This is a genomic window from Qipengyuania sp. SM2512 (assembly GCF_054954005.1).
Map to the genome: position 1 here is coordinate 2,906,294 of NZ_CM143134.1, position 20,422 is coordinate 2,926,715.

Annotated in this window: 13 protein-coding genes, 1 tRNA gene, 1 rRNA gene and 1 pseudogene; 7 read left to right on the top strand and 9 right to left on the bottom strand. The window is 59.0% G+C overall.

The window, feature by feature from the left end:
• Positions 1-2 precede the first annotated feature (2 nt).
• Positions 3-920, bottom strand: a complete 918-nt coding sequence (locus ACQ5J0_RS14350; protein ID WP_462570130.1) for a dihydrodipicolinate synthase family protein — start codon at positions 918-920, stop codon at positions 3-5.
• Between the two features lie 106 nt (positions 921-1,026).
• Here ACQ5J0_RS14350 and ACQ5J0_RS14355 point away from each other — a divergent pair, with 106 nt between their 5' ends.
• Both ACQ5J0_RS14355 and ACQ5J0_RS14360 read left to right on the top strand, forming a co-directional pair.
• Positions 1,027-2,232: a M24 family metallopeptidase gene (locus tag ACQ5J0_RS14355; protein ID WP_462568264.1), complete on the top strand. Its 1,206-nt coding sequence runs from the start codon at positions 1,027-1,029 to the stop codon at positions 2,230-2,232.
• An 88-nt stretch (positions 2,233-2,320) separates the two neighbouring features.
• Complete coding sequence (locus ACQ5J0_RS14360; RefSeq protein ID WP_462568265.1) at positions 2,321-3,679, top strand: anti-phage deoxyguanosine triphosphatase; 1,359 nt, start codon at positions 2,321-2,323, stop codon at positions 3,677-3,679.
• Here ACQ5J0_RS14360 and ACQ5J0_RS14365 read toward each other — a convergent pair.
• A complete protein-coding gene (locus ACQ5J0_RS14365) occupies positions 3,659-7,057 on the bottom strand; it encodes a TM0106 family RecB-like putative nuclease (protein ID WP_462568266.1) in 3,399 nt (1,132 codons plus the stop codon). The genes ACQ5J0_RS14360 and ACQ5J0_RS14365 overlap by 21 nt on opposite strands.
• A 409-nt stretch (positions 7,058-7,466) precedes the next feature.
• Between ACQ5J0_RS14365 and ACQ5J0_RS14370 the strand changes: the two genes are divergently transcribed.
• Complete coding sequence (locus ACQ5J0_RS14370; RefSeq protein WP_462568267.1) at positions 7,467-8,453, top strand: helix-turn-helix transcriptional regulator; 987 nt, start codon at positions 7,467-7,469, stop codon at positions 8,451-8,453.
• A gap of 59 nt (positions 8,454-8,512) precedes the next feature.
• On the opposite strand, the gene ACQ5J0_RS14375 is transcribed toward ACQ5J0_RS14370, so the two are convergent.
• A complete protein-coding gene (locus ACQ5J0_RS14375) occupies positions 8,513-10,108 on the bottom strand; it encodes an amidohydrolase family protein (RefSeq protein WP_462568268.1) in 1,596 nt (531 codons plus the stop codon).
• A 412-nt stretch (positions 10,109-10,520) separates the two neighbouring features.
• On the opposite strand from ACQ5J0_RS14375, the gene ACQ5J0_RS14380 reads away from it, so the two are divergent.
• A complete protein-coding gene (locus ACQ5J0_RS14380) occupies positions 10,521-10,700 on the top strand; it encodes a hypothetical protein (RefSeq protein ID WP_462568270.1) in 180 nt (59 codons plus the stop codon).
• Here the strand turns inward: ACQ5J0_RS14380 and ACQ5J0_RS14385 are convergent, their stop codons facing one another.
• Positions 10,701-12,029 carry an L-serine ammonia-lyase gene (locus ACQ5J0_RS14385; protein ID WP_462570131.1) on the bottom strand — a complete coding sequence of 443 codons (1,329 nt, stop codon included), beginning with the start codon at positions 12,027-12,029 and terminating at the stop codon, positions 10,701-10,703.
• Positions 12,030-12,082: 53 nt separating this feature from the next.
• Positions 12,083-13,042 carry a bifunctional Delta(1)-pyrroline-2-carboxylate/Delta(1)-piperideine-2-carboxylate reductase gene (lhpI, locus tag ACQ5J0_RS14390; RefSeq protein WP_462568271.1) on the bottom strand — a complete coding sequence of 320 codons (960 nt, stop codon included), beginning with the start codon at positions 13,040-13,042 and terminating at the stop codon, positions 12,083-12,085.
• On the opposite strand from lhpI, the gene ACQ5J0_RS14395 reads away from it, so the two are divergent.
• Positions 12,966-14,096, top strand: a complete 1,131-nt coding sequence (locus tag ACQ5J0_RS14395; protein WP_462568272.1) for a proline racemase family protein — start codon at positions 12,966-12,968, stop codon at positions 14,094-14,096. The two genes, lhpI and ACQ5J0_RS14395, sit on opposite strands and share 77 nt — an antisense overlap.
• Positions 14,097-14,335: 239 nt before the next feature.
• On the opposite strand, the gene ACQ5J0_RS14400 is transcribed toward ACQ5J0_RS14395, so the two are convergent.
• Positions 14,336-16,147 carry an aminopeptidase P family protein gene (locus tag ACQ5J0_RS14400; protein ID WP_462568273.1) on the bottom strand — a complete coding sequence of 604 codons (1,812 nt, stop codon included), beginning with the start codon at positions 16,145-16,147 and terminating at the stop codon, positions 14,336-14,338.
• Positions 16,148-16,230: 83 nt separating this feature from the next.
• Here ACQ5J0_RS14400 and ACQ5J0_RS14405 point away from each other — a divergent pair, with 83 nt between their 5' ends.
• Entirely contained in the window at positions 16,231-17,586 is a 1,356-nt protein-coding gene (locus tag ACQ5J0_RS14405) for a peptide MFS transporter (RefSeq protein ID WP_462568274.1), read from the top strand.
• Positions 17,587-18,398: 812 nt separating this feature from the next.
• Positions 18,399-19,424: pseudogene (locus tag ACQ5J0_RS14410) on the top strand (recombinase family protein); the annotation flags it as partial.
• A 15-nt stretch (positions 19,425-19,439) separates the two neighbouring features.
• Here the strand turns inward: ACQ5J0_RS14410 and ACQ5J0_RS14415 are convergent.
• The 3 genes from ACQ5J0_RS14415 to rrf form a co-directional block, all read right to left on the bottom strand.
• Complete coding sequence (locus ACQ5J0_RS14415) at positions 19,440-19,745, bottom strand: hypothetical protein (RefSeq protein ID WP_462568275.1); 306 nt, start codon at positions 19,743-19,745, stop codon at positions 19,440-19,442.
• A 256-nt stretch (positions 19,746-20,001) separates the two neighbouring features.
• A tRNA-Met gene (locus ACQ5J0_RS14420) sits at positions 20,002-20,078 on the bottom strand.
• 208 nt (positions 20,079-20,286) lie between these two features.
• Positions 20,287-20,401 (bottom strand): 5S ribosomal RNA (gene rrf, locus ACQ5J0_RS14425).
• Positions 20,402-20,422 lie beyond the last annotated feature (21 nt).

Here is a 20,422-nt window from a genome sequence, read left to right on the forward strand (position 1 = left end):
GATCAAGCCGCCTTCGTAGCAGCAGATACTTCGACGGGCCGGGTGGCCGCAGCTTTTTCGACCATGTCGATCACGCGCTTGCGCTCCTCACCCGACAGTACAAGCCGCGGCGGGCGAACACGCTCGGAGCCACGGCCCATCACTTCTTCAGCCAGCTTGATGCACTGCACCAGGTTCGGCTGAGCATCGAGATGGAGTAGGGGAAGGAACCAGCGATAAATCTCGCGCGCGCGTTCAAGATCTCCATTGAGCACGGCTTCGTAGATCGCGATGGACTCTTGAGGAAAAGCGTTGGTCAGACCCGATACCCAGCCCCGCGCACCGAGTACCAAGCCCTCGAGCGCTAAATCATCAAGGCCTGCAAAAACCGCGTAGCGATCACCGCATGCATTGATGATGTCGGTGAAGCGGCGGGAATCCTCCGCCGATTCCTTGAGGGCAACTACGTTCGGCACATCAGACCAACCCGCGAGCGTCTCCACGGGGATAGTGATGCGATAGGCAGCTGGATTGTTGTAGATCATGACCGGCAGATCCGTGGCACCCGCGACCTGTCTGAAGTGCCAGTCCAGCTCTTCATCGGAAGGCACATAAACCATTGCAGGAAGCACCATCAGACCATCAAGACCGATTTCCTGCGCGTCCTGAGCAAACTTTTTTGCAGCGTCGGTCGTGAGTTCCGAAACACCGGTCAGGACCGGAACGCGTCCGTCGACGGCATTCTTAATGGAACGCAGCACGTCTCGCTTTTCCTCGAAGGAGAGCGAGTTGTTCTCCCCCACGGTGCCCAGCGCGATGATGCCGTGAACGCCCTCGTCCACCAATTGGTTGACCATGCGCTCGATCGATTCGAAATCGAGCTTCAACTGCTCGTCGAACTGGCTTGTGACCGCCGGAAAGACGCCCGCCCAATCAATCATTTCCCTTTTCCTTTCAAAAACGGCCATCAAGGCCTCGACGGAGAGCTTATGGATATTGTATCCAACATTCAACGGAAGAATCGAAAATCGGATAAGAGGACGTTTCATGAGCGAGTCAGCGCAGCAGCAAATCGGTGGATCCACTCCGGAAATCGAACTTTCCAAGCTTGCATTCAAAGGCGATGGAGTTCCCCCGATTTCCAAGGAGGAGATGACCGAAAGGATCGAAAAGGCGCGTGAAAAGATGAAGGCGCAGGGGGTCGGAGCCATGATCCTTCTCCCCAGCTCCAACCTTACCTACTTCACCGGCATCCATGGACATCCGAGCGAACGTCTCACGGCTGCAGTGCTACCGCTTCGGGGGGAGATGATCTGGATCACACCGCGCTTCGAAGAGCCTCGCCTGCGGCTCGAAGTCGGAGACCTTCGGATCATTACCTGGGAGGAAGAAGAAGATCCATTCAAAGCGTTGGCGCTGGCTCTACGTTGTGTGGAGGGCACGATCGCGATCGACGAAGAAGCTCCCTATTGGGCTGCGGACCGATTGGCTCGGGCCCTCTCCCCTTTAGAAGTGATCCCGGCGACCAAGATTACAAGCGGGTGCAGGCGGCGCAAATCCAATGCGGAGATCGCCATCATCGATCACGTGATGAAGCTGACCTTGGAAGTGCATAGGGCGACCGCGAAAATCCTGCACGAGGGAATAACCGCCAAGGAAGTTGAGGATTTCATCAACCAGGCACACAAGAAGATCGCCGGAGCAGGTTCAACCTTTTGCATTGTTAGCTTTGGGGAGGCCACGGCCTATCCGCATGGAGGCCCGGTGCACCAAGTACTCAAGAAAGGCGACATGGTCCTGATCGATACCGGCACCTCGCTTCATGGCTACAAGTCGGACATCACCCGTAGCTATGTGTTCGGTATTCCTACTGAGCGCCAAAAGACGGTCTGGAACGCCGAAAAGCAGGCCCAGATCGCCGCGTTCGAAGCGGCGCAAATCGGCGAGCCGTGTGAAGTCGTCGATCATGCAGCTCGTGCGATTCTGACGCAGCAAGGCTTTGGCCCCGATTACGAAGTGCCGGGTCTGCCGCATCGAACCGGCCACGGCCTCGGCCTTGACCTCCATGAGCACCCTTATCTGGTACGCGGAAACCGGGAGCCGTTAGTCCCTGGCATGTGCTTTTCCAACGAGCCGATGCTCTGCATCTACGGGGAGTTTGGCGTGCGCCTGGAAGATCACTTCTACATCGCCGAAGATGGACCACGCTGGTTTACCCAGCCGGCGGTCGCCATCGACCGCCCGTTCCCGTAGGAATGCTCTCACCGCCCGTAGTCGATTCGCCAAGCTGCTTCCGTAAAATCGGAACGCGCAACGGCATAAACAAACGCAAGGAAGAGTATTGGGGCAGGAAAAAAACGAGGAAGTCTGGGCGGAGCGGCGCGAAGGTTGGGAGCCGCAACGCGAAGACGCCCGAGATGCCGCCGGGATTGACTATGCCCGCGTGGTGCACTCCGCATCCTTTCGCCGGCTACAGGGCAAGACGCAGATCCTCAATCTTGGAGATAGCGACTTCTATCGCAATCGGCTGACACATTCGATTGAAGTGGCGCAAGTCGGTGGCGGCCTCGCCCGGCAAATCGTCAAAAACGATCCTGAACATCCAGCCTGCAAATGGGTGCCCGATCTCGCGATGATACAGGCGATCGGCGTAACCCACGACCTTGGCCACCCGCCCTTCGGGCACGGAGGCGAGGTCGCGCTGAACTACTGCATGCGCGAGGACGGCGGCTTCGAAGGAAACGGGCAAACATTGCGCATACTCGCTCGCCTGGAGCGCTTTTCGGCATCCAGCGGCTCGAATCTCACCCGCCGCACGCTTCTGGGGGTGCTGAAATACCCGGCTCCCTACTCAGCCGTCTTCAACGAAAGGCTTCGACCGAAGCTTGCGGACAGCACAAGCGTTATCAGCCTGATCGATAGGGAAGCATGCAAGCCCCCAAAATGCTATCTCGACACCGAACATGACATCGTCGACTGGCTCCTGGCACCCGTTCCTGGTCCCGAAGCTGAGCGGTTCACCTCCTACGATTCTAATGCCGACTCCCACGGCTCGACAATGCATAAGTCCTTTGACTGCAGCATCATGGATCTGGCGGACGATATCTCCTTCGGCGTGCACGACCTGGAAGATGCGCTAGCGCTCGGTCTCATGACCGCTGACGACATGCGGCGGCTGGTCCCCGAAGATGCCAGCGCCTGTTTTCTCAATGGCCTCAAGGAACGGTATCCAGCTGAATTCGGCAACAACGTATACGATGGGTTCATCGAGGGAATTTGCGATAGCGAACGGCGCAAGCGCTACATCGGGCGCCTTGTGCATCATTTCATCACCCATGTTAGCATCGCGACGGATGAGACTTTCGAAACGCCGCTTCTGCGCTACCGGGCGACGTTACCCGATGCACAACTCAGATTCCTCAAATCGCTGAAGAAGGCAGTTGCGCATAAAGTGATCCGCAGCGCTTCGGTTCAGCAACTCGAGTTCAAAGGTCAGAATATGGTCGTCGCGGTCTTCGAGGCGCTAGCGTCTGATCCAGACGCCCTCCTTCCGGAGAGCACCCGGAAACGATACCAGAAGGCGGATCAGCCCACTCGGGTATTATGCGACCACATCGCGGGGATGACCGATGGGTTTCTGCTAAAGACATACGAACGTTTGTTCAGCCCGCGAATGGGATCAGTTTTCGATCAAGTCTGATGGATTACCTTCGATATGCGCGCGTTGCCGCGCGGCATAGCGGTGCGCCCAGCAGAGGCCGTTCACTAGCTGCATCTGTGCGATTGTATTGCACGGCACCTCCAGCAATCGCGGATTTGCAAAGATCACCGCAAGGCAGCGAGCGCGACTGACCGCGACGTTGAGCCGGTTGATGCTATAGAGAAACTCGATATTCCGCGGCAGATCATCGCCGCTCGAAGTAGCCATGGAAAGTAGGACGACTGGCGCTTCCTGCCCCTGAAACTTGTCAACAGTGCCCACTCTGGCGCCCTGCGGAAGCGTGCGCTTCAGTAACTCGACCTGCATATTGTATGGACTAACCACCAGAATATCCTCTGGCCCGATGGTATGCTCTCGCCCGCGCGCATCGCACCACTTCTGACCCAGGAGCGCTCCATAGGTCCTAGCCAGTCGCGCGGCTTCTGCTTCGGAACGTTGTGTGCAACCCAAGCTATCCACTTCCACGAACCGGAGTCCGGCCGGCGCTAGCGCTTCGGCATCGCTAGACACGTCGGTGATCAATGCCTGGCGCTCCGTTCCCGGCGCCGAACGCAAGCGGCCATCATAGACGGCAGCCGAAACGAACCCGCACAGCTCGGGATGCATGCGACGCGTTTCCTCCAGGAAGATACCGCGCTCCGGTGGAACTGTCGCATGTTCCTGCAAAAGATGCTGCAGTGCAGAAACTCCGCTATCGCCTGGATGGGTTCCTTGGATCGGCTGCGCAAGTTGCATCTGATCGCCCACCAGGACGAGGTTGGAGGCGGCGACGCCCATCGCGATGACATTGGCCAGGCCGACCTGGCCCGCCTCGTCTATGAACAGATAATCGAATGCCCGGTCGTGCTCGGGCCGCGCGAAAAGCCAAGCGGTCCCGGCAACCAAGTTGTGTGCGCTCGTCACGTCCTTGTTGTCGAAGGTCTCTTCGATCCAGCCACCGGTTCCTAGCATCTGATCCTCGCGGCTGCTCTTCTTGATGCCACGACACTCGATTTTGCTGCTGGTTACGACCTCCTCTATCTCTCGAAGCAGCTGGTTGATCGCCTTGTGGCCGTTCGATGCGACGGCGACCCGCTTGCCCTCCGCCAGCAGCGCGGCGATCACGCGAGACGCGGTGTAGGTTTTTCCCGCCCCCGGCGGGCCCTGCAGCAGAAGATAGCTACCCTCCAGGTCCTTCAAGGCAGCGAGAGTCCCGGAGACCGTGTCTTCACCCTTTCGAAGCACAGGTTCGCCTGCGCTCCTCCCGGAAAAGCTCGGCATGTCCCTCCGAAGAATGGAAACGAGGGAACTGTAGTCGTCCACTCTGCCATCGCGCACGGCCTCGGCGAAACGATAGACCGCAGCCCGCAGGACCTTGTCCCCTATCGGCCCGGTTGGGATCAGGCTGTCGCCCTCCTCGAGCGGAGTGCGGCTCGGACCAAGCTTCAGCTCAATCGTTCGCTCATCCTCGTCGATGGCCATCACCTCACCGGCAGGTTCCAGCGAACCGGCGCGCTTGGGCTGATCGCCTACCTTCAGTTTGAAGTCCTGCGGAGGAAAGCGAAAGGTATGCACCATTGAGCGTTTCTCAGGCCGCGGCGAAATCTCGGGATGCGTCTCAAGTCCAGCGAGGCACTCAGCATCCTCCAACAGTTCAACGAACGGAAGGTCCTGCCGCGAAAACACAGCCCACCAAGCCGGCTTGCTCTCGCGGCGGTGGAACTCGAGAAGGTGAACAAGCAGTTGTCGCCAAGCCGAGTCCGCGTGGTCGCCCTTTAGGAGCGCAGCCGACATTGAAGCAACACGCTCTTCCGCTTCGGACCTGTCTTGCTCATTACCGCGCCCATCCTCATCAGGCTTGCCTTCGAACCACGCGCATTCTTCGCCGCGCATGTCCAAGAGCCAGTCCCGGCACTGCAACGTAGAGCTGCAATCGACCCTGTTGTATTCCTCAATTTCGTCAAGCAGCTGATCCGCTCTAGAGTGCCGCCAACGCTCGTACATAACGATGCTGTCCCCGGCGGTGGTCACCTCGCCTCCACGCTCCGCGTTCAGATAGAACCGCTCCATATTCTTGATGGAGTAGCCTGGCTCGGAGGTACGTATCGCTTCGCGGACCACCCGGTATAGATCAACGAGCTTATGTTGCCTGAGAAGGTCATCAACTTCGCTCTCGCGCGTGCCGTGGAACATGGCCAAACGTTTGAGCGCCGTCTCCTCGTAGGAGGCATAGTGATAGATATGGGCCTGCGGGTACTCGCTTAGACGATCGGTCATAAAGTCGATCGCGCTCTGGAAGGCTTGGCGCTCCTCGTCACGATCATGAGCCCAGAACGAGTGAAAACGCTCTTCGCCGTCGTCCTGCGTGACGATGCCGAACAGGTATTCCAGGCCGCCCTCAAAGAGCGGGTCCCCTTCCATGTCGAAGAACATGTCGCCAGCATCTGGGCGAGGAAGTCGCTCAAAACCGCGCCCAGGATCTGCATTCAGCTTCTCGACCACCCGTTGCCCAGTGGTACGCTGGTGCAACTGGAGGCGGGCCTGGTGGCTGAGACGCTGGAGAACTTGCGCTCCGATGCCTTCGATCCGCGAACTGGCTTCATGGCCTGCGAGAGCCGGAATATCGCACAATCCTTCAGCCCTTAGCACGTCGGCCTGACCGCGCGTCAGACCCGCAACGAGGCTGAGATCGTCGGTTGTCTCCCAGACTTCCTCACACTCGTGCGCCCACCGGCAGAATGTGCAGTGACCGCAGGGCGAGCCCGTCGATCCAGCCGGGGGGCGCTCGACGAAACCTAGGAAACGCTCCTTCGCGAAATTGAAATAATGGATGACGGCGTCCACTCGGACCGTGGCGACGGTATCATTGCCGAGAACCACGTGCATATCCCGGGGATCGATCCCCTGCTCACGAGCGAGCAGTTCGGAGTAGATGCACATCTGCAGTACATGCTTGGGCCGTGCCGACCGCGACAGCTTGGTATCGGCAACCTCATAGGAGAAAGATCCCAGCCGGGAGGGGCGTTCAACCTTCAGCAGGAAATCCGAATACCCCTGCCAGCTGTCGTCAAGGAACGCTCCTTGAAAGATGACATCCGGCCCCTCATGCAATGCCGCACGTGTTCGCTCGGCCTTTTGAGTAATGTCGCCGTCGCCGTCGACCTCGACGATCGTTCGACCTTCAGCTCGCAGGCGCTCAAGAAAACGGCGCTCATGATCGAGTCCAAGTTCCTGAAGCAAGCGCGCCTGGTCGCCATCGGAAGGTAATGTGACGGGCGCCACGATCTGTCGCAAGTCCAGCGCCGTCGCATGCGTGCACCCCATGAAGTTCACCAGGTCGCCTGCCGAATACAGCACGCCGTTCTCAGTTTTCTGCATCGACTGGTTCCTCAAACTTTCTTTTTCTGCGCGCTGACCGGGACCCGCCAGCTTCGCCGACGAGTCCCGGTGATCGCCGCTCCTTCACGGTTGTGTGGGGAGAAGCCTTACCGTGCTTGGTAGTTACATACCGGCCACTGACCGCACTGCGATAGTGAGGGCCCGAACTGCCACTCTTGCCCGCAGCTTCCTTTACCACTCGCGCGGGGTTGGCCTTGCCATACTTGCTCGTCACATAACGTCCGCTCGTGGCACTGCGAAATCCGCCACCTTTCTTTCCAGCCATCTCACCGATTTCCTTCTGCTGATTGCCGGCACGCCGCCGACGATTCGCTTGTACCTCCCGTATGCGACAAAAACTGTCGTATACGACGACATCGCCAACCCAGTGCAAAGGAGCCAAGCCATAATGTCATATGCAAAAGCGCGAGATCTGCTCGCTCTCGCCATGTATCTGGCGCGGCGCACGGGTGCATCGCTCGACGAGATCGAAGAAACCTTCAGCTGCGGGAGAAGGAGAGCGCAGCGGATGATCGCTGGTTTGCAAGATCTGTTCCCGCAGCTCGAACGCGTCGTGGATGACGAACGCCGCGCGCGCTGGCGTCTGCCGTCGATCAGCATAACCTCTTTGCTGAACTTTAGTTCGGACGAGCTGGCCGCTTTAACTCGGGCGGTCGAGATTCTGGAGCACGACGGAGCCTCGAGTGAGGCGAGAAACCTTGCACAGCTAGAAAGCAAGGTGCGCGCAGCCATTCCGGACAGCCTGCGCACCAGACTCGATGTCGACGAAGAAGCGCTCCTCGAATCCCACGGCCTCGCCGCCCGGCCCGGGCCAAGGCCGTCCGGGAACCGCGCCGTAGACGAATTGATTGCCCACTCACTCAAGGCGCGGCAGACACTGCGCATTCGCTACGCCAGCCGCGGCGAAAAGGCCCGTTGGCGCACAATCGAACCGTATGGACTCTTGCTCGGCATCCGGCGCTATCTCGTCGCCATCGATAAGGACAAACCAGGTTTTCTGCGCCACTATCGCGTCGAGGCCATTGAGGATGCGGGGTTGGCCCCTTCGTTCTTCGAGCCAGATCCCTCGTTCGATCTCCAAAGCCATGCCAAAAGAGGGTTCGGATCCTTCGAACGCGAGAGCGAATACGGAGACGTAGCATGGCGCTTTTCGCCCGAAGCCGCCGATCACGCGAGACGCTATCAGTTCCACCCAGACCAGGAGCTGCAAACCGATGACGAGGGTGGCCTCATCGTCCGGTTCCGCGCCTCTGGTTACCTTGAGATGGCCTGGCATCTTTACGCATGGGGCGACACGGTCGAGGTGCTTGGGCCAGAGGAACTGCGGAAGCTGGTGTCAGGCCATCAACGCGATGATTTCGGCGCCCTGCCTTGACTTGCCCCCGGGTTCCGGCAGTTCGTCTAGTCAATGGTGCAGGCGCCAAATCACCTTGATCACTGCGCCGCCAACCCACAGTTCAAAGCCACGGAGCAGGTGGTCAGATCCTCGTCCGCGATCGGCATCGGTCCTGAAGGAATACCCTGGGCCGCCTTGGCATCGCGCACCATCTCACGCACCTCATCGCGCAGGCGGAAAGCGTCATATACGATGCCGTCCTTGATTGTGTATTTGACGCCCCCCTCGCGGCGAACTTTGCCGTCTTCGCCCAGGACCAGCGTTCCTGTGCCGAACAGGCGGCGAAGATTGGCTAGTGGATTTCCTTCCACGACCACCAGATCCGCCTTTTTGCCAACGCGTATGGATCCAACCTCGTCGTCGACCCCGAGAACCTCGGCACCCACGGACGTAGCGGCATGGATGACCTCCAAGGGAGTGAAGCCAGCCTCGCGCAGCAGTTCCATCTCCTGCACATAGCCGAAGCCGTAGAGATTGTAGATGTAGCCGCTATCGGAGCCAACGGTCACCTTGCCGCCCCGGTTCTTATATTCGTTCACGAAAGCCATCCAGAGCCGATAATTCTCACGCCAGTCCATTTCGTGCTCGGTGGTCCAGTCGAACCAATAGGAACCATGCGCCTGACGACTGGGCTTATACCAGTGCCAAAGAGCCGGCAGTGTGTACTCATCGTGCCACGCGGCCCTACTCATCCGCATGAAGTCCCGACTGGTCAGGTATGCAGTGAAGGTTGGGCTGAGCACGAAGTCGTGCTCGAGCAATTGGTCCATTACGTTGTTCCAAGCTTCACTTCCCGGCTTGGCCGCCTGCTTCCAAAGCCTGCCGGCTTCTCCGAAGCGCATCTGTTCATCGTTATTGACGAAATCGTTGGGGAACTCCTGGAGTTGACGCCCCACCAGCATCGCCTCCGGTAGACCGTACCAGTGCTCCATCGAGTCCAGGCCGTGGGCCGAAGTCTCTAATACATCCGCATATGCGACCACCTGCTGAGCATGATGCATAGTAGTAGAGAGACCGACGCGCTCTGCCTCGTCCAGCGCCGCATAGAGCACATCTTCCGCACCGCCGATAAACTTGATCCCGTCCACACCGCGGCGCTTTGCTTCCCGGACAGCGAAGCGCGCTGTTTCTGGGTCGTTGACAGGCCGGTCCAAGATGTCGTGAAAGAATGGGTAGATCTTGATCCGGGGGGCGGCAATTTCGTTACGATTGCTGCGGGCACGAACATCGACCAGCCATTCGATCGGTTGCCCGCTGCCGACTTCGCGCACAGTGGTCACACCATGGGCTAACCACAGTTTGAGAACATATTCAGCCGGAACCGCCTGCCCGTCCTGAGAAGTGTGCAGATGGGTGTGACTGTCGACAAAGCCAGGAAGGACATAATGACCGGTCAAATCGATCTCTCGATCACCCGCCTCGGCCCTGGCTTCTTGGTCGATCGCGCCAGGGGAGCCAATCGAGACAATCCGCTCGATACGATCACCTGAAATGACGATGTCATAAGGCCCCTGCGCTGGAGCACCGGTCCCGTCGACCATGACGACGTTGCGCAGAATAAGCCGACCGTATGGACCCTCACCGCTGGTCCTAGCTTCGAGCTTGGGCTCCTGCCCTAATGTGCTCTGGGCCACTGCTGGAACGCTCGGCCCTACTGCCACAATAGCGATCAGACCGAGCCACAGATTCCGACACGAAAGACCTCTGCGCATTTTACCCCCTCCAGTTTAACCTACGTCGAACGGGATACTGGATACAGATTCAGGCAGAACTCGCAACTGCCGAATTGGTCGAGAGATTTCAGCGCTCCGTCCCGACGATCGCTACCGCTACTCTACGGGGTCCGCATCACACTTCTCGCCAATCGCAAGATGTTGCCGGACGACGGTATTCGTAGGCCATCGAGCGCCTTCAAGAGATCGGTGCAGCGATCAACCATCTCGCGGAGCCTTGATCACTAGCGTTGCAGTCGGGTCAGCCATCGATCGGAGATACGATATTCGTCTCGTGCGACACGTTGCGAAACAAAGCACCGCCGACCTTATGATGGGCGGGTACAAACCCGAAATCGAAGGCGAAGGCTTTGAAGTTGTTTGCAATATCTGCGTGCCCGATTACGCGAAGGGTGATCGCTGGGGCGATTTTGAGATCGCGTACGCGGTCTGCGTACTGTCGCTTTCCGACCAGCTTATCATTGCAGTGCAATGCGAACAGAGCCCACTTTGATCAACATTCCACTACGTTCACCGCTAGACCTCCGGTGCTCGTTTCCTTATATTTGGAGCGCATGTCGTTACCGGTTTGCCGCATCGTTTCGATCACTTGATCAAGCGAAACCAAATGCGTTCCGTCGCCTCGTAAAGCAAGCAAGGCCGCATTGATCGCCTTTATCGCTCCCATAGTATTGCGCTCTATGCAGGGAATTTGCACCAGTCCGCCTATCGGATCACAGGTAAGGCCAAGATTGTGTTCCATGCCGATCTCGGCTGCATTCTCCACCTGTCGCGGGGAGCCTCCCATAGCGGCGGTCAAGCCGGCTGCGGCCATTGAACACGCCACCCCCACCTCGCCTTGGCAACCCATCTCGGCTGCCGAGATCGATGCGCGCTTCTTGTAGAGGAAGCCAATCGCCGCAGCGGTCAGAAGGAAGTCGTGCGACCGCCCTCCATCCGTCGAAACGTAGGTTTCAAAGTATTTCAGTACGGCGGGAATGACGCCTGCAGCCCCATTGGTGGGGGCCGTGACGACCCTGCCGCCGGCCGCGTTCTCTTCGTTAACGGCGAGGGCCCACAAACTGACCCACTCGAAAAGCGTTGAGGGGTCGTCACGCTTCTCCCTGCTGATCAAGTCCCGCTGAATGCCTCTCGCTCGCCTTTTGACACCAAGGCCGCCGGGCAGAACCCCCTCGGCTTCGATACCCCGGTCGATGCAATCGAACATCTCCGAGCGGAGTTGGGCAAGCAGACTGTTGGTCTCCAAGGGCTCACGCCAGGCGCGCTCATTCATCTCTACTACACCGGCTATGGTCAGGTTGGTCCGGTCGCAGATCGCGAGGAGTTCAGCGGCACTTGAGAACGGGTGTTCCAGCTCCACATTGGTGCTCGATGGGTTAGCATCGGCCTCCAGAATGGCTCCTCCCCCGATGGAATAATATCTTCGGATGACCGAGGTTCCATCCTCAAACTCTGCAAGCAGATCGAGTGTGTTTGGGTGCTCCTTCACAAAACGCTTGCACCAGGCAATGTGGGATTCCGAGCGAAAGGATACATGGCCAGCCGGTGTTTCCAGGACGCCAGTGCGCTCAAGTTGGACCAACACCTCATCGGCCTCCGCTCTCTGGACAGAATGGGGGCGCCGCCCTGTAAGGCCGAGGATTACGGCCCGATCGGTGTGGTGGCCCTTGCCAGTGAGCGCGAGCGAGCCGTGCAGCTTGACGCGGATGATACTGACGGCCCCGCGACCGCTCAAACCTTCGACGAAATCCGCCGCTGCGCGCATGGGGCCCACCGTATGCGAACTGGACGGGCCAAGGCCGATCGTGAAAAGCTCAGCGATGCTTACTGGCCGCCGCGCCCGCTCGTCGCAGAAAGATCGTGCCGATGGCGGGCTCAACTTTCAGCTCCCCCAAGAATTCCCAACTCGTCGAGCACTGTACTCGCGCAGAGGAAATCCCACCTCGCGTTTCCGACGGATTTGAACACCGTTCTGCCCCCGCGGCGGGGCAGATATCCGGTTTCACTTAGCTTGCGGAGGTTACCCAAGATGTCTTCCGCCTCGATGGTCCCTTCCTTCAGGGGTATCGCCAACTCGCCTGCGTCCATCAGGGCACCAGGAAGACTGTCGACCCATATCCTCGCACCTTTCAAAACCTCGTCGTCCGCCTCGCGCATATGCGGGAGATAGGAACCGATCAGGTCGACATGCGCCTCAGGCTTGAGCCATCTGCCTCTTAGGACAGGCTCAGCGGCCATGGTTGCGCAACTGACCACGTCCGCCACCCTCACCGCCGCCTCAAGATCCTCGACCGCCTCAGCAGTCCTGCCAACCTCGCGCAATCTCTCCACCAGTGAGCCTGCCTGATCCGGATTACGCGCCCACACCAGGGTACGACCGACCTCCCTTACCGCGGCGTAAGCCTCGGGCAGATTGCTGGCCACAGCTCCAGCGCCGACTACCAGATGCGTTTCCACGACCTGAGGTGCCAAGTAGTCGGCCGCAAGGGCGGATACCGCCGCCGTTCTGCGTGCGGTCAGCTCCGGCCCGTCGAGCAGGATCGCCGGTCTTCCGGTCGAGGGGTCGAACAGCACGTATATGGCTGCGATGCCTGGCAGCCCGGAGCCCTTGTTGTCCGGAACAACATTGACCAGCTTCACTCCCAGCACGCCCTCATTATTCCAAGCGGGCATAGTGATGAGAGTACGATCATCCCTTCCCTCCACCTCCATGCGGTGATGCTGGCGCTCGGGCACGTTCACCAGATCCGCCAAACCGTTGCGCAATCCTTCAACCAGCGCGGCGCATGGAAGAAGGCGGGCCGTGCTCTCGGCATCGAAAATTCGCAAAACCAAACTCCTGATTGCATACTGGATACAGTTGATGGATGTATCGAATATGCTGGAAGATGAAAAGAAGCTCCTCGAGATTGTAGACATGCACACAGCGGGCGAACCCGTGCGCATCATCGACGCAAGGCATCTCGACCTGGGTGGACGCAACCTGCTCGCCACCAGGTCTCGTTTCCAAGAGCGTTTCGATTATATCCGACGATCAGCCATGATGGAGCCGCGCGGCCACGCCGACATGTACGGAGTGATTCTCGTCAGACCCACCTCCCCGAACAGCGATGCGGGCGCGATCTTCATTCACAACTCTGGCTACTCTTCGATGTGCGGCCATGTCACGATCGCTCTGGGTAGATACCTCTTCGATCGAGGCCGTCCGCTAAGTGGGAATAGCTTCCGACTGGAATGCCCTTGCGGCGATGTCGTGGTCAGACGGGAGGGTGCGGGGGGAGAGGGACCTTCTGTCTTCCGGAACGTACCGGGAAGGGTGGTTCTGGAAAAGATGGTGGCAAGCACCTCACGAAACTCCCGCGCCGAATTCGACGTTGCGTATGGCGGAGCCTATTACGCAGTGCTCCCAGCAAGAGAACTAGGGGTGCGCTTCGGACATGAATCGTTGGAGACGATGCGCAGCCTACTCACCGAATTTGTCGCTTCTGCCCGGGCAGCGATCGATCTCTCGCGATTTGACGAACCTCAGCTTGCACATCTCTACGGCGCCATACTTACCGAAGACGGCCCCCTGCGGAGCGACGCAGCAAATCGGCACCTATGCTGGTTCGGAGAAGGGCAGATAGACCGGAGCCCGACTGGCAGCGGGGTCACGGCCCGATTAGCGCTCGCCATGAAAAGGGGCCAGGCAGCAGCCCAGGTGCTTTACAGCTTTGCCGGCGCATCGGGGCTTGAGTTTGGAGGCCGGATTATAGGCCAAGCGGGGGACGAAGTCCTGACCGAGATCGAAGGGCTGGCCTATTACACAGGACGGCAGACTCTCGTTCTCGAAAGGGACGATCCGTTGGTTCACGGTTTCCGCCCGAGCGAAAGCTTCGCCAAATTCTAATCCTCAAGGCAGAATCCACGTCCCGGCGAAGAACAGCTTTCCGCAGGTCCAGCATGGACGAGCGCGATCGCGCGTTCTTAATGCCTCCGTTGGCGCGCAGACCAAGGAAAGATCGCTCTCGCTCGTCCTTCGCCAAAGGCAATCAGCGCCTGGAGGTAAGAAGGGGCGCCGCACGACGGGTTCGACCTAGGAAGAAGGGCGCAGAATTTTGCTCGTGGCAACCGACGCCTCAGCTTTCACTAGTACGCCAAAGGCTGGGTGCTTTTCTCCAGCCATTCGCACACCGGAGGCGCGAGGTCGGGTCCGATGAGCCTCTTGCGTGACTGGAAATGGTAGTCGTCCAGCCAAGCAATTTCGCCAGCGGTAAGCAGTTCCGATCTGAGCAGCTTCCGACAAATCGGAAAATACATCATGGGAGCAAAGGAAAGCCAGCCCTCTTCATCTACGATCACATGGAATAGGTTCTCTATGCGGATGCCATACTCGCCCGCCTTGTAGTGACCGGGCTCGATGGTCACCGTCATTCCTTCTTCGAGAGCGACCTCGACAGGTTCCTTGCCGATCCGTTGCGGATGTTCATGAACGGACAGGAAGTGTCCCACTCCGTGACCCGTACCATGATCGTAGTCGAGGCCCTCGTTCCAGAGATGCTGTCTAGCGAATGCATCCAATTGATAGCCCTTCGTGCCTTGCGGGAAGCGCTGCGTGGCCAGAGCGATGTGTCCCTTCAAAACCAGGGTGTAGGCGAGCTTTTGCGCCTCGCTTGCTTCGCCGAATACGGTGGTCCTGGTGGTGTCGGTGGTACCGGTCAAATACTGCCCGCCAGTGTCCAACAGGTATAGTGCGTCACCACCGAGCGGCGCACCGCCGCCTTCCGGAGCGTTGTAATGGCACATCGCTCCATTCGGGCCGCTCGCGGATATGGGGCGGAAGCTGGGTTCGACATAGTCTTCCTGCTGCTCGCGAAGTTCCTGAAGCTTGAGCTCTACCTGCCCCTCCAGCAGGGGTCTGCCTTCGGCGCGGGCTTTCGGAACCTCATCCTCGAGCCATGTGAACAAATGGGCCAGCACAAAGGCATCAGTCTTACATGCGCGTCCAATGCCGTTCAGCTCCTTCAAATTCTTGCGCGCTTTGAGCAAGGTCAGAGGGTTTGGCTCAACCTTGGCGGTAGCTCCGCTAGCGGAAGCGGCCAACAAGGCCGCTGATGGCCCGAACTTAGGATCTACGATAACCGTAGACTGAGCAGCTGAGCGCTCCTTGAGCCGCGTCATGAACTGGTCCTTCGGCATGATCTCGACGTTCTCCAGCTCGAAATCGGTTTTCGGGTCCAGCTTGTCGTGATCAGCAAAGAGCTCAACGCCGCCGTCGCGATCGATCAGCGCAAAGGTTTGCAAGAAAGGATTGTCGGGGATGTCGCGCCCGCGCAGGTTAAGGAGCCAAGCCACGTTGTCACTCTGGGTCTCGACCAGAAGGTCGGCGTCACGCTCCGCCAGCGCCGCCGCCAAGCGATGCCTCTTCGAGGATGATCGCTCGCCCGTCTTATCCAGAGCAAGAGCGAATGCCTTCGCCGTCGGCGCGGCTGGGCGGTCCTTCCACGCCCCCGCAACCGGATTGTCGGTGATCGCCGAGAGCCTCGCGTTCTTCGACTCCAGCGCAGCCTTCATCGAACTATACAACTGGGGGGGTACGACGAGGGGATCGAAGCCGATAACGTCACTCTTGCCGACATTCTCCGCAAGCCACCTTTGCGGCGGTTCATCGTAGAGGTGCCGGATTTCGAAGGACGAGGTATCGACCTCGCCGCTTGCCTGCACAGTGTACCTTCCATCCACGAAGAGAGCGGCCTTGCTCAGGGTGACTATTGCAAGACCCCATGTTCCGGAGAAACCGCTGGCCCACGCCAGAAGTTCATCGCGTTCGATGACGTATTCCGATTGATGCGCATCCCACCGGGGAATCACCAGCGCATCAAGATACTGCTGCTGCATCCGTGTGCGAAGTTTGGCTAGCCGCTCCTGCGTCCATCCTGCTGCAATCGTCTTTCTAGTCATCCGTCGCTCCATCTCGAAAGCATTTGCCTTCCCATGACATAAAATGAATACTGGATACAATAGAGCAAGGGAGGGCTCAGCATATGGCGATGGGGAACGACACCACTTTGGAGGCGGGGAAGCCGGACTCAGGTCATCCGCGAGCCCTTTGGTTTCTCGCCTTCTCAGAAGCTTGGGAGCGCTTTTCATTTTACGGCATGCAGACGTTGCTCGTCCTCTACATGGCGAACCACCTCCTGCTAGAAAACCGCCAAGAGAAGATCGTGGGGTTTGAAGCGTTTAGGGCGGCGATTGAAACGGTCACCGGTCCGCTTTCGCTGGTTGCGCTCGCCTCTCTGATCTTTGGGCTCTACTCCAGCACCGTCTACTTGACGCCGATCTTCGGGGGAGCGATCGCGGATAGATTGTTGGGGCGAACTCGAACCATCGTCATCGGCGCGCTCGTCATGGTGCTGGGCCATTTCCTGATGGCGTTCGAATTCTCTTTCTTGATAGCCTTGACCGCGATCGCCGTTGGAACGGGACTGTTCAAAGGCAATATCGCAAGCCAGGTCGGTTCGCTCTACGCAGAGGGAGATCCAGCGCGAAGCCGGGCGTTCCAGATATTCTATCTCGGAATAAGCCTCGGGGCGATCGGTGCTCCACTGATCTGCGGAACTTTGGGCGAGCTCTACGGATGGCACTGGGGCTTCGGAGCCGCCGGCGTCGGCATGCTACTGGGACTGGCGATCTACCTATCTGGACGAAAGCACCTTCCTGCGACCGAAACCCAGTCACATGGGCCCGCTCGTGTACGCATGTCGCCGGACGATCGAAGGAGGGTGTTGCGGGCCCTGGTCCTGCTCCCCATCCTCGCCATACTCGTCGTCCCCAACCAGCAGATCTTCAATGCCTATCTTCTATGGGCCCAAGACGCGTACGACTTCCAGATCGCCGGGCGAACGGTACCGACCACCTGGTTGATAAGCATCGATGCGGCAGCGTCGGTCGCTCTGCTGGCGGGATCCGTCGCGTTCTGGAAATGGTGGGGCGCACGTTTCACCGAGCCTGATGACACGTACAAGATCGCCGGAGCCGGCGTGATCACCGCCGCTGCCTTCGCCATGCTAGCGGCCCTGGCAGGATTCAGCGAGCCCGGTGAGCTCTCACTTGGCTGGGCAGTGGCCTTCCACTGTCTCAATAACCTAGCCTTCGCGAACATGGTGCCTGTCGGACTGAGCCTCTTCACTCGCATGTCTCCAGCATCTTTCGGAGCGACAGCCGTGGGCGTGTACTACCTGCACCTCTTCGTCGCGAACAACATTGTCGGCTGGCTGGGGGGGTATCTCGACAAGATGCCCATTTCACAGTTCTGGCTGATGCACGCCGGGATCGCGGTGGTGGGTACGGTCCTCGTCCTTCTCGCTGGAATGATGTTCCGAAGTCCGCGCGAGGCTTGAAGGCAACTCGCACTGCCGATGCCTCGAGAGCGCTGTTATTGCACGTCCTACTGGCCGGCAACTTCTCGCCCTAGAGGCTTGTGGCGCTATTTCTCGCTGAACTTATGGGTGCACGACCAGCCCTAGGAAGCTGTGTTCTGCGGCGAGTGAATGACGCGACGAGGTGCCCTCGCCCGAGGCCCGTCGGCAGGCCCTCGTCTAGCTGCAATGTTTTGATCTCGGACGTTCGAGAAATACCGGCAGCTCGTCGGTATTGAAGCGCCACATGCCAGAATCACCCAGAATCTTAGGGCCCCGCAAAAAACCGCTAGGATTTGGGAGATTTTGTCCCAAAACTCAGTATGCGCTCGCGCCACGCCAACTCCGACCGGTTCCGGCCCGATGTCCAAGAGGTTCCGTCGTCGACGGCTCAGGACGAAGCCGTACGCGATCTCGTAAGAATCCTAGCGAAACAATCCGCAAGAGAATTCCTCCGGATTTTGGAGGATGAGAAGGTCCGGTTAGAATGCTCGCCGGACTAAGCTTCTTGCTCATCGTTGAACGCATTTGTGCCAGGCCGCCACCCTTCTCTGGGCTTCCAGCGATGTACGGCGGTCAATCGGACCACGCGGAAAGTTCGCTGCACATGCAGTCACGGGATCTGACCCCGGAGACAAAGAGGTTTCGAAAATGATAGAACGTTCGGTGGAAAAACACGGGATAAGGCGCTTCGCAGCTCAAATGCGCATGCCGTCAATGCAGCAGGGGTGCCCTCGGAAAGTCAAGGAGGCTCCGGCTACAAGCTTCCGGTGCCTGAGAGGATGGCTGCAAGTATGACCGTGCGGGTAGCTATTTATGCGCGGCACTCGACCTCGCTCCAGAACCCGCAGTCATCGGACGATCAGGTTCGAGCCTGCCATCCGCTGGTCGAGAGACTGAACGGCACTGTCGTAAGCGTTCACACGGATCCCGAGATGTCTGGCTACCGCCGCGACCGTCCTGGATTGCAGGCGCTACTCCGCAAGGTCCGTTTAGGCGAAGTGGACATCGTCGTGTGCGAAGCGCTCGACCGTATCGCTAGGGACGGAGAGGACGTGGCATGGCTCGGCAAGAAGCTGCGCTACGACCGCGTGCAACTCTTCACGACTACTGAAGGCGAAATCTGCGAGGTCAAGTTGGCGGTGGCCAGCATGATGGGCGCAATTTTTCTGGAGAACCTGCGCAAGAAGACACTGAGGGGCATGGAGGCGGCGGTCCTGGCTGGCCGCCTAGCTGGGGGACGCGTCTACGGGTACCGCCGGTCAGAGAGGATCGACGGCAACGGCGAGCGGATACGCGGCCTGTTGGAGGCCGATCCCGCCACCTCGCCCGTAGTGGTAAGGATATTCGAAGCGTTCGCTTCGGGTAAGTCAGCTTACACAATCGCAACGGAGCTCAACCGCGATGCCATCCCCGGCCCTAGCGGGGGCAAATGGAACCAATCCACCATTCGCGGTGATCCGAAGAAGTGCGTGGGTATTCTCCACAATCCACTTTATCGAGGACGCCTGATCTGGGGACGGCGTGAGTGGAGACGCGATCCAGATTCTGAGAAGCGTGAGCGCCGCTATAGGCTGCGCGACAAGAGCCAATGGATCGAAACCGAGGTCCCAGATCTGAGAATCATCGATGAATCTCTCGCGAATGAGGTCGCAGAGCAAGTCCAGCGCCGCTCGTGTCCTGGGCGAAATGGCAACTCGGCGGGCCAAATGCGCAAGCGCCATCTGCTGTCCGGCCTCATCAAATGCGGCGTATGTGGTCGCAACTATGTCATCAACGGCAAGGACTACTATCGATGCGCTGGGCAACGCGAAGGGACCTGTGAGGGAGAAGGATCAATAAGGAAGGCGCTTGTTGAACAGGCGGCGCTTCATGTCATCCAGGACCGGCTGATGACCGCAGAACTGGCAGAGCTCTTCGCCGCCGAGTTCACCCGAGAAGTCGAACGCCTGAGATCCAGCAGTGACAGTGAGATAGACAGGCTCAGTGCCAGACTGAAGGAACTCGAGACGGAGATCGCCAACCTCGCCGGGAATTTTGCGAAGGGTATCGTCAGTGATACCATCGTCTCGATGCTCACCGCTCGAGAGGCCGAGAAGCGCGAGATTGAACGCCGCATGGACGCAGCCAACTCGGCTCATCAGGCCCAGGTTCTACCGCACCCGGTATTGCTCGAAAAATATGGCGAAAAAGTCCGGCTCGCTCGCGAGGCCCTTGCGGATCCTGCGGTGAGGGAGGAGGCAGCCACGACTCTGCAATCCCTGATCGAGACGATCACGATCCATTTCGAAGGGAGCCAAACCTATGCGGACATTGCAGGGAACCCGGCCCGAATCATCGATCTCGCATACGACAAACCGGCCGCTTCAGGGAGCCGGCCGGTGAGTTCTATAGCAGTGGTTGCGGGGGTTGGATTTGAACCAACGACCTTCAGGTTATGAGCCTGACGAGCTACCGGACTGCTCCACCCCGCGATACCATGTTCAGCCTTGCGGACCGCGCGGGTCCGAGGGCTGGGACCGGACGGATAGACCGTGCAGCCCCGGGCATCCGGGTTCATGAGACCGGAGCCTGGCCGTCTCCATGATCGAGAGCGATCGCGGAGACGCAAAAAAGGGCGGTCCCTGGGGACAGCCCTTAACAGCGTGAATGGGTCCCCTCATTCGTCCCGCCTGCTGCAATGCCTGGCGGCGACCTACTCTTCCAATGCTTGAGCATTAGTACCATCGGCGCTGTCCGGTTTCACGGCCGAGTTCGAGATGGGATCGGGTGGGTCACAGACGCTATGGCCACCAAGCAATGAAGCAGGCGGAACGAA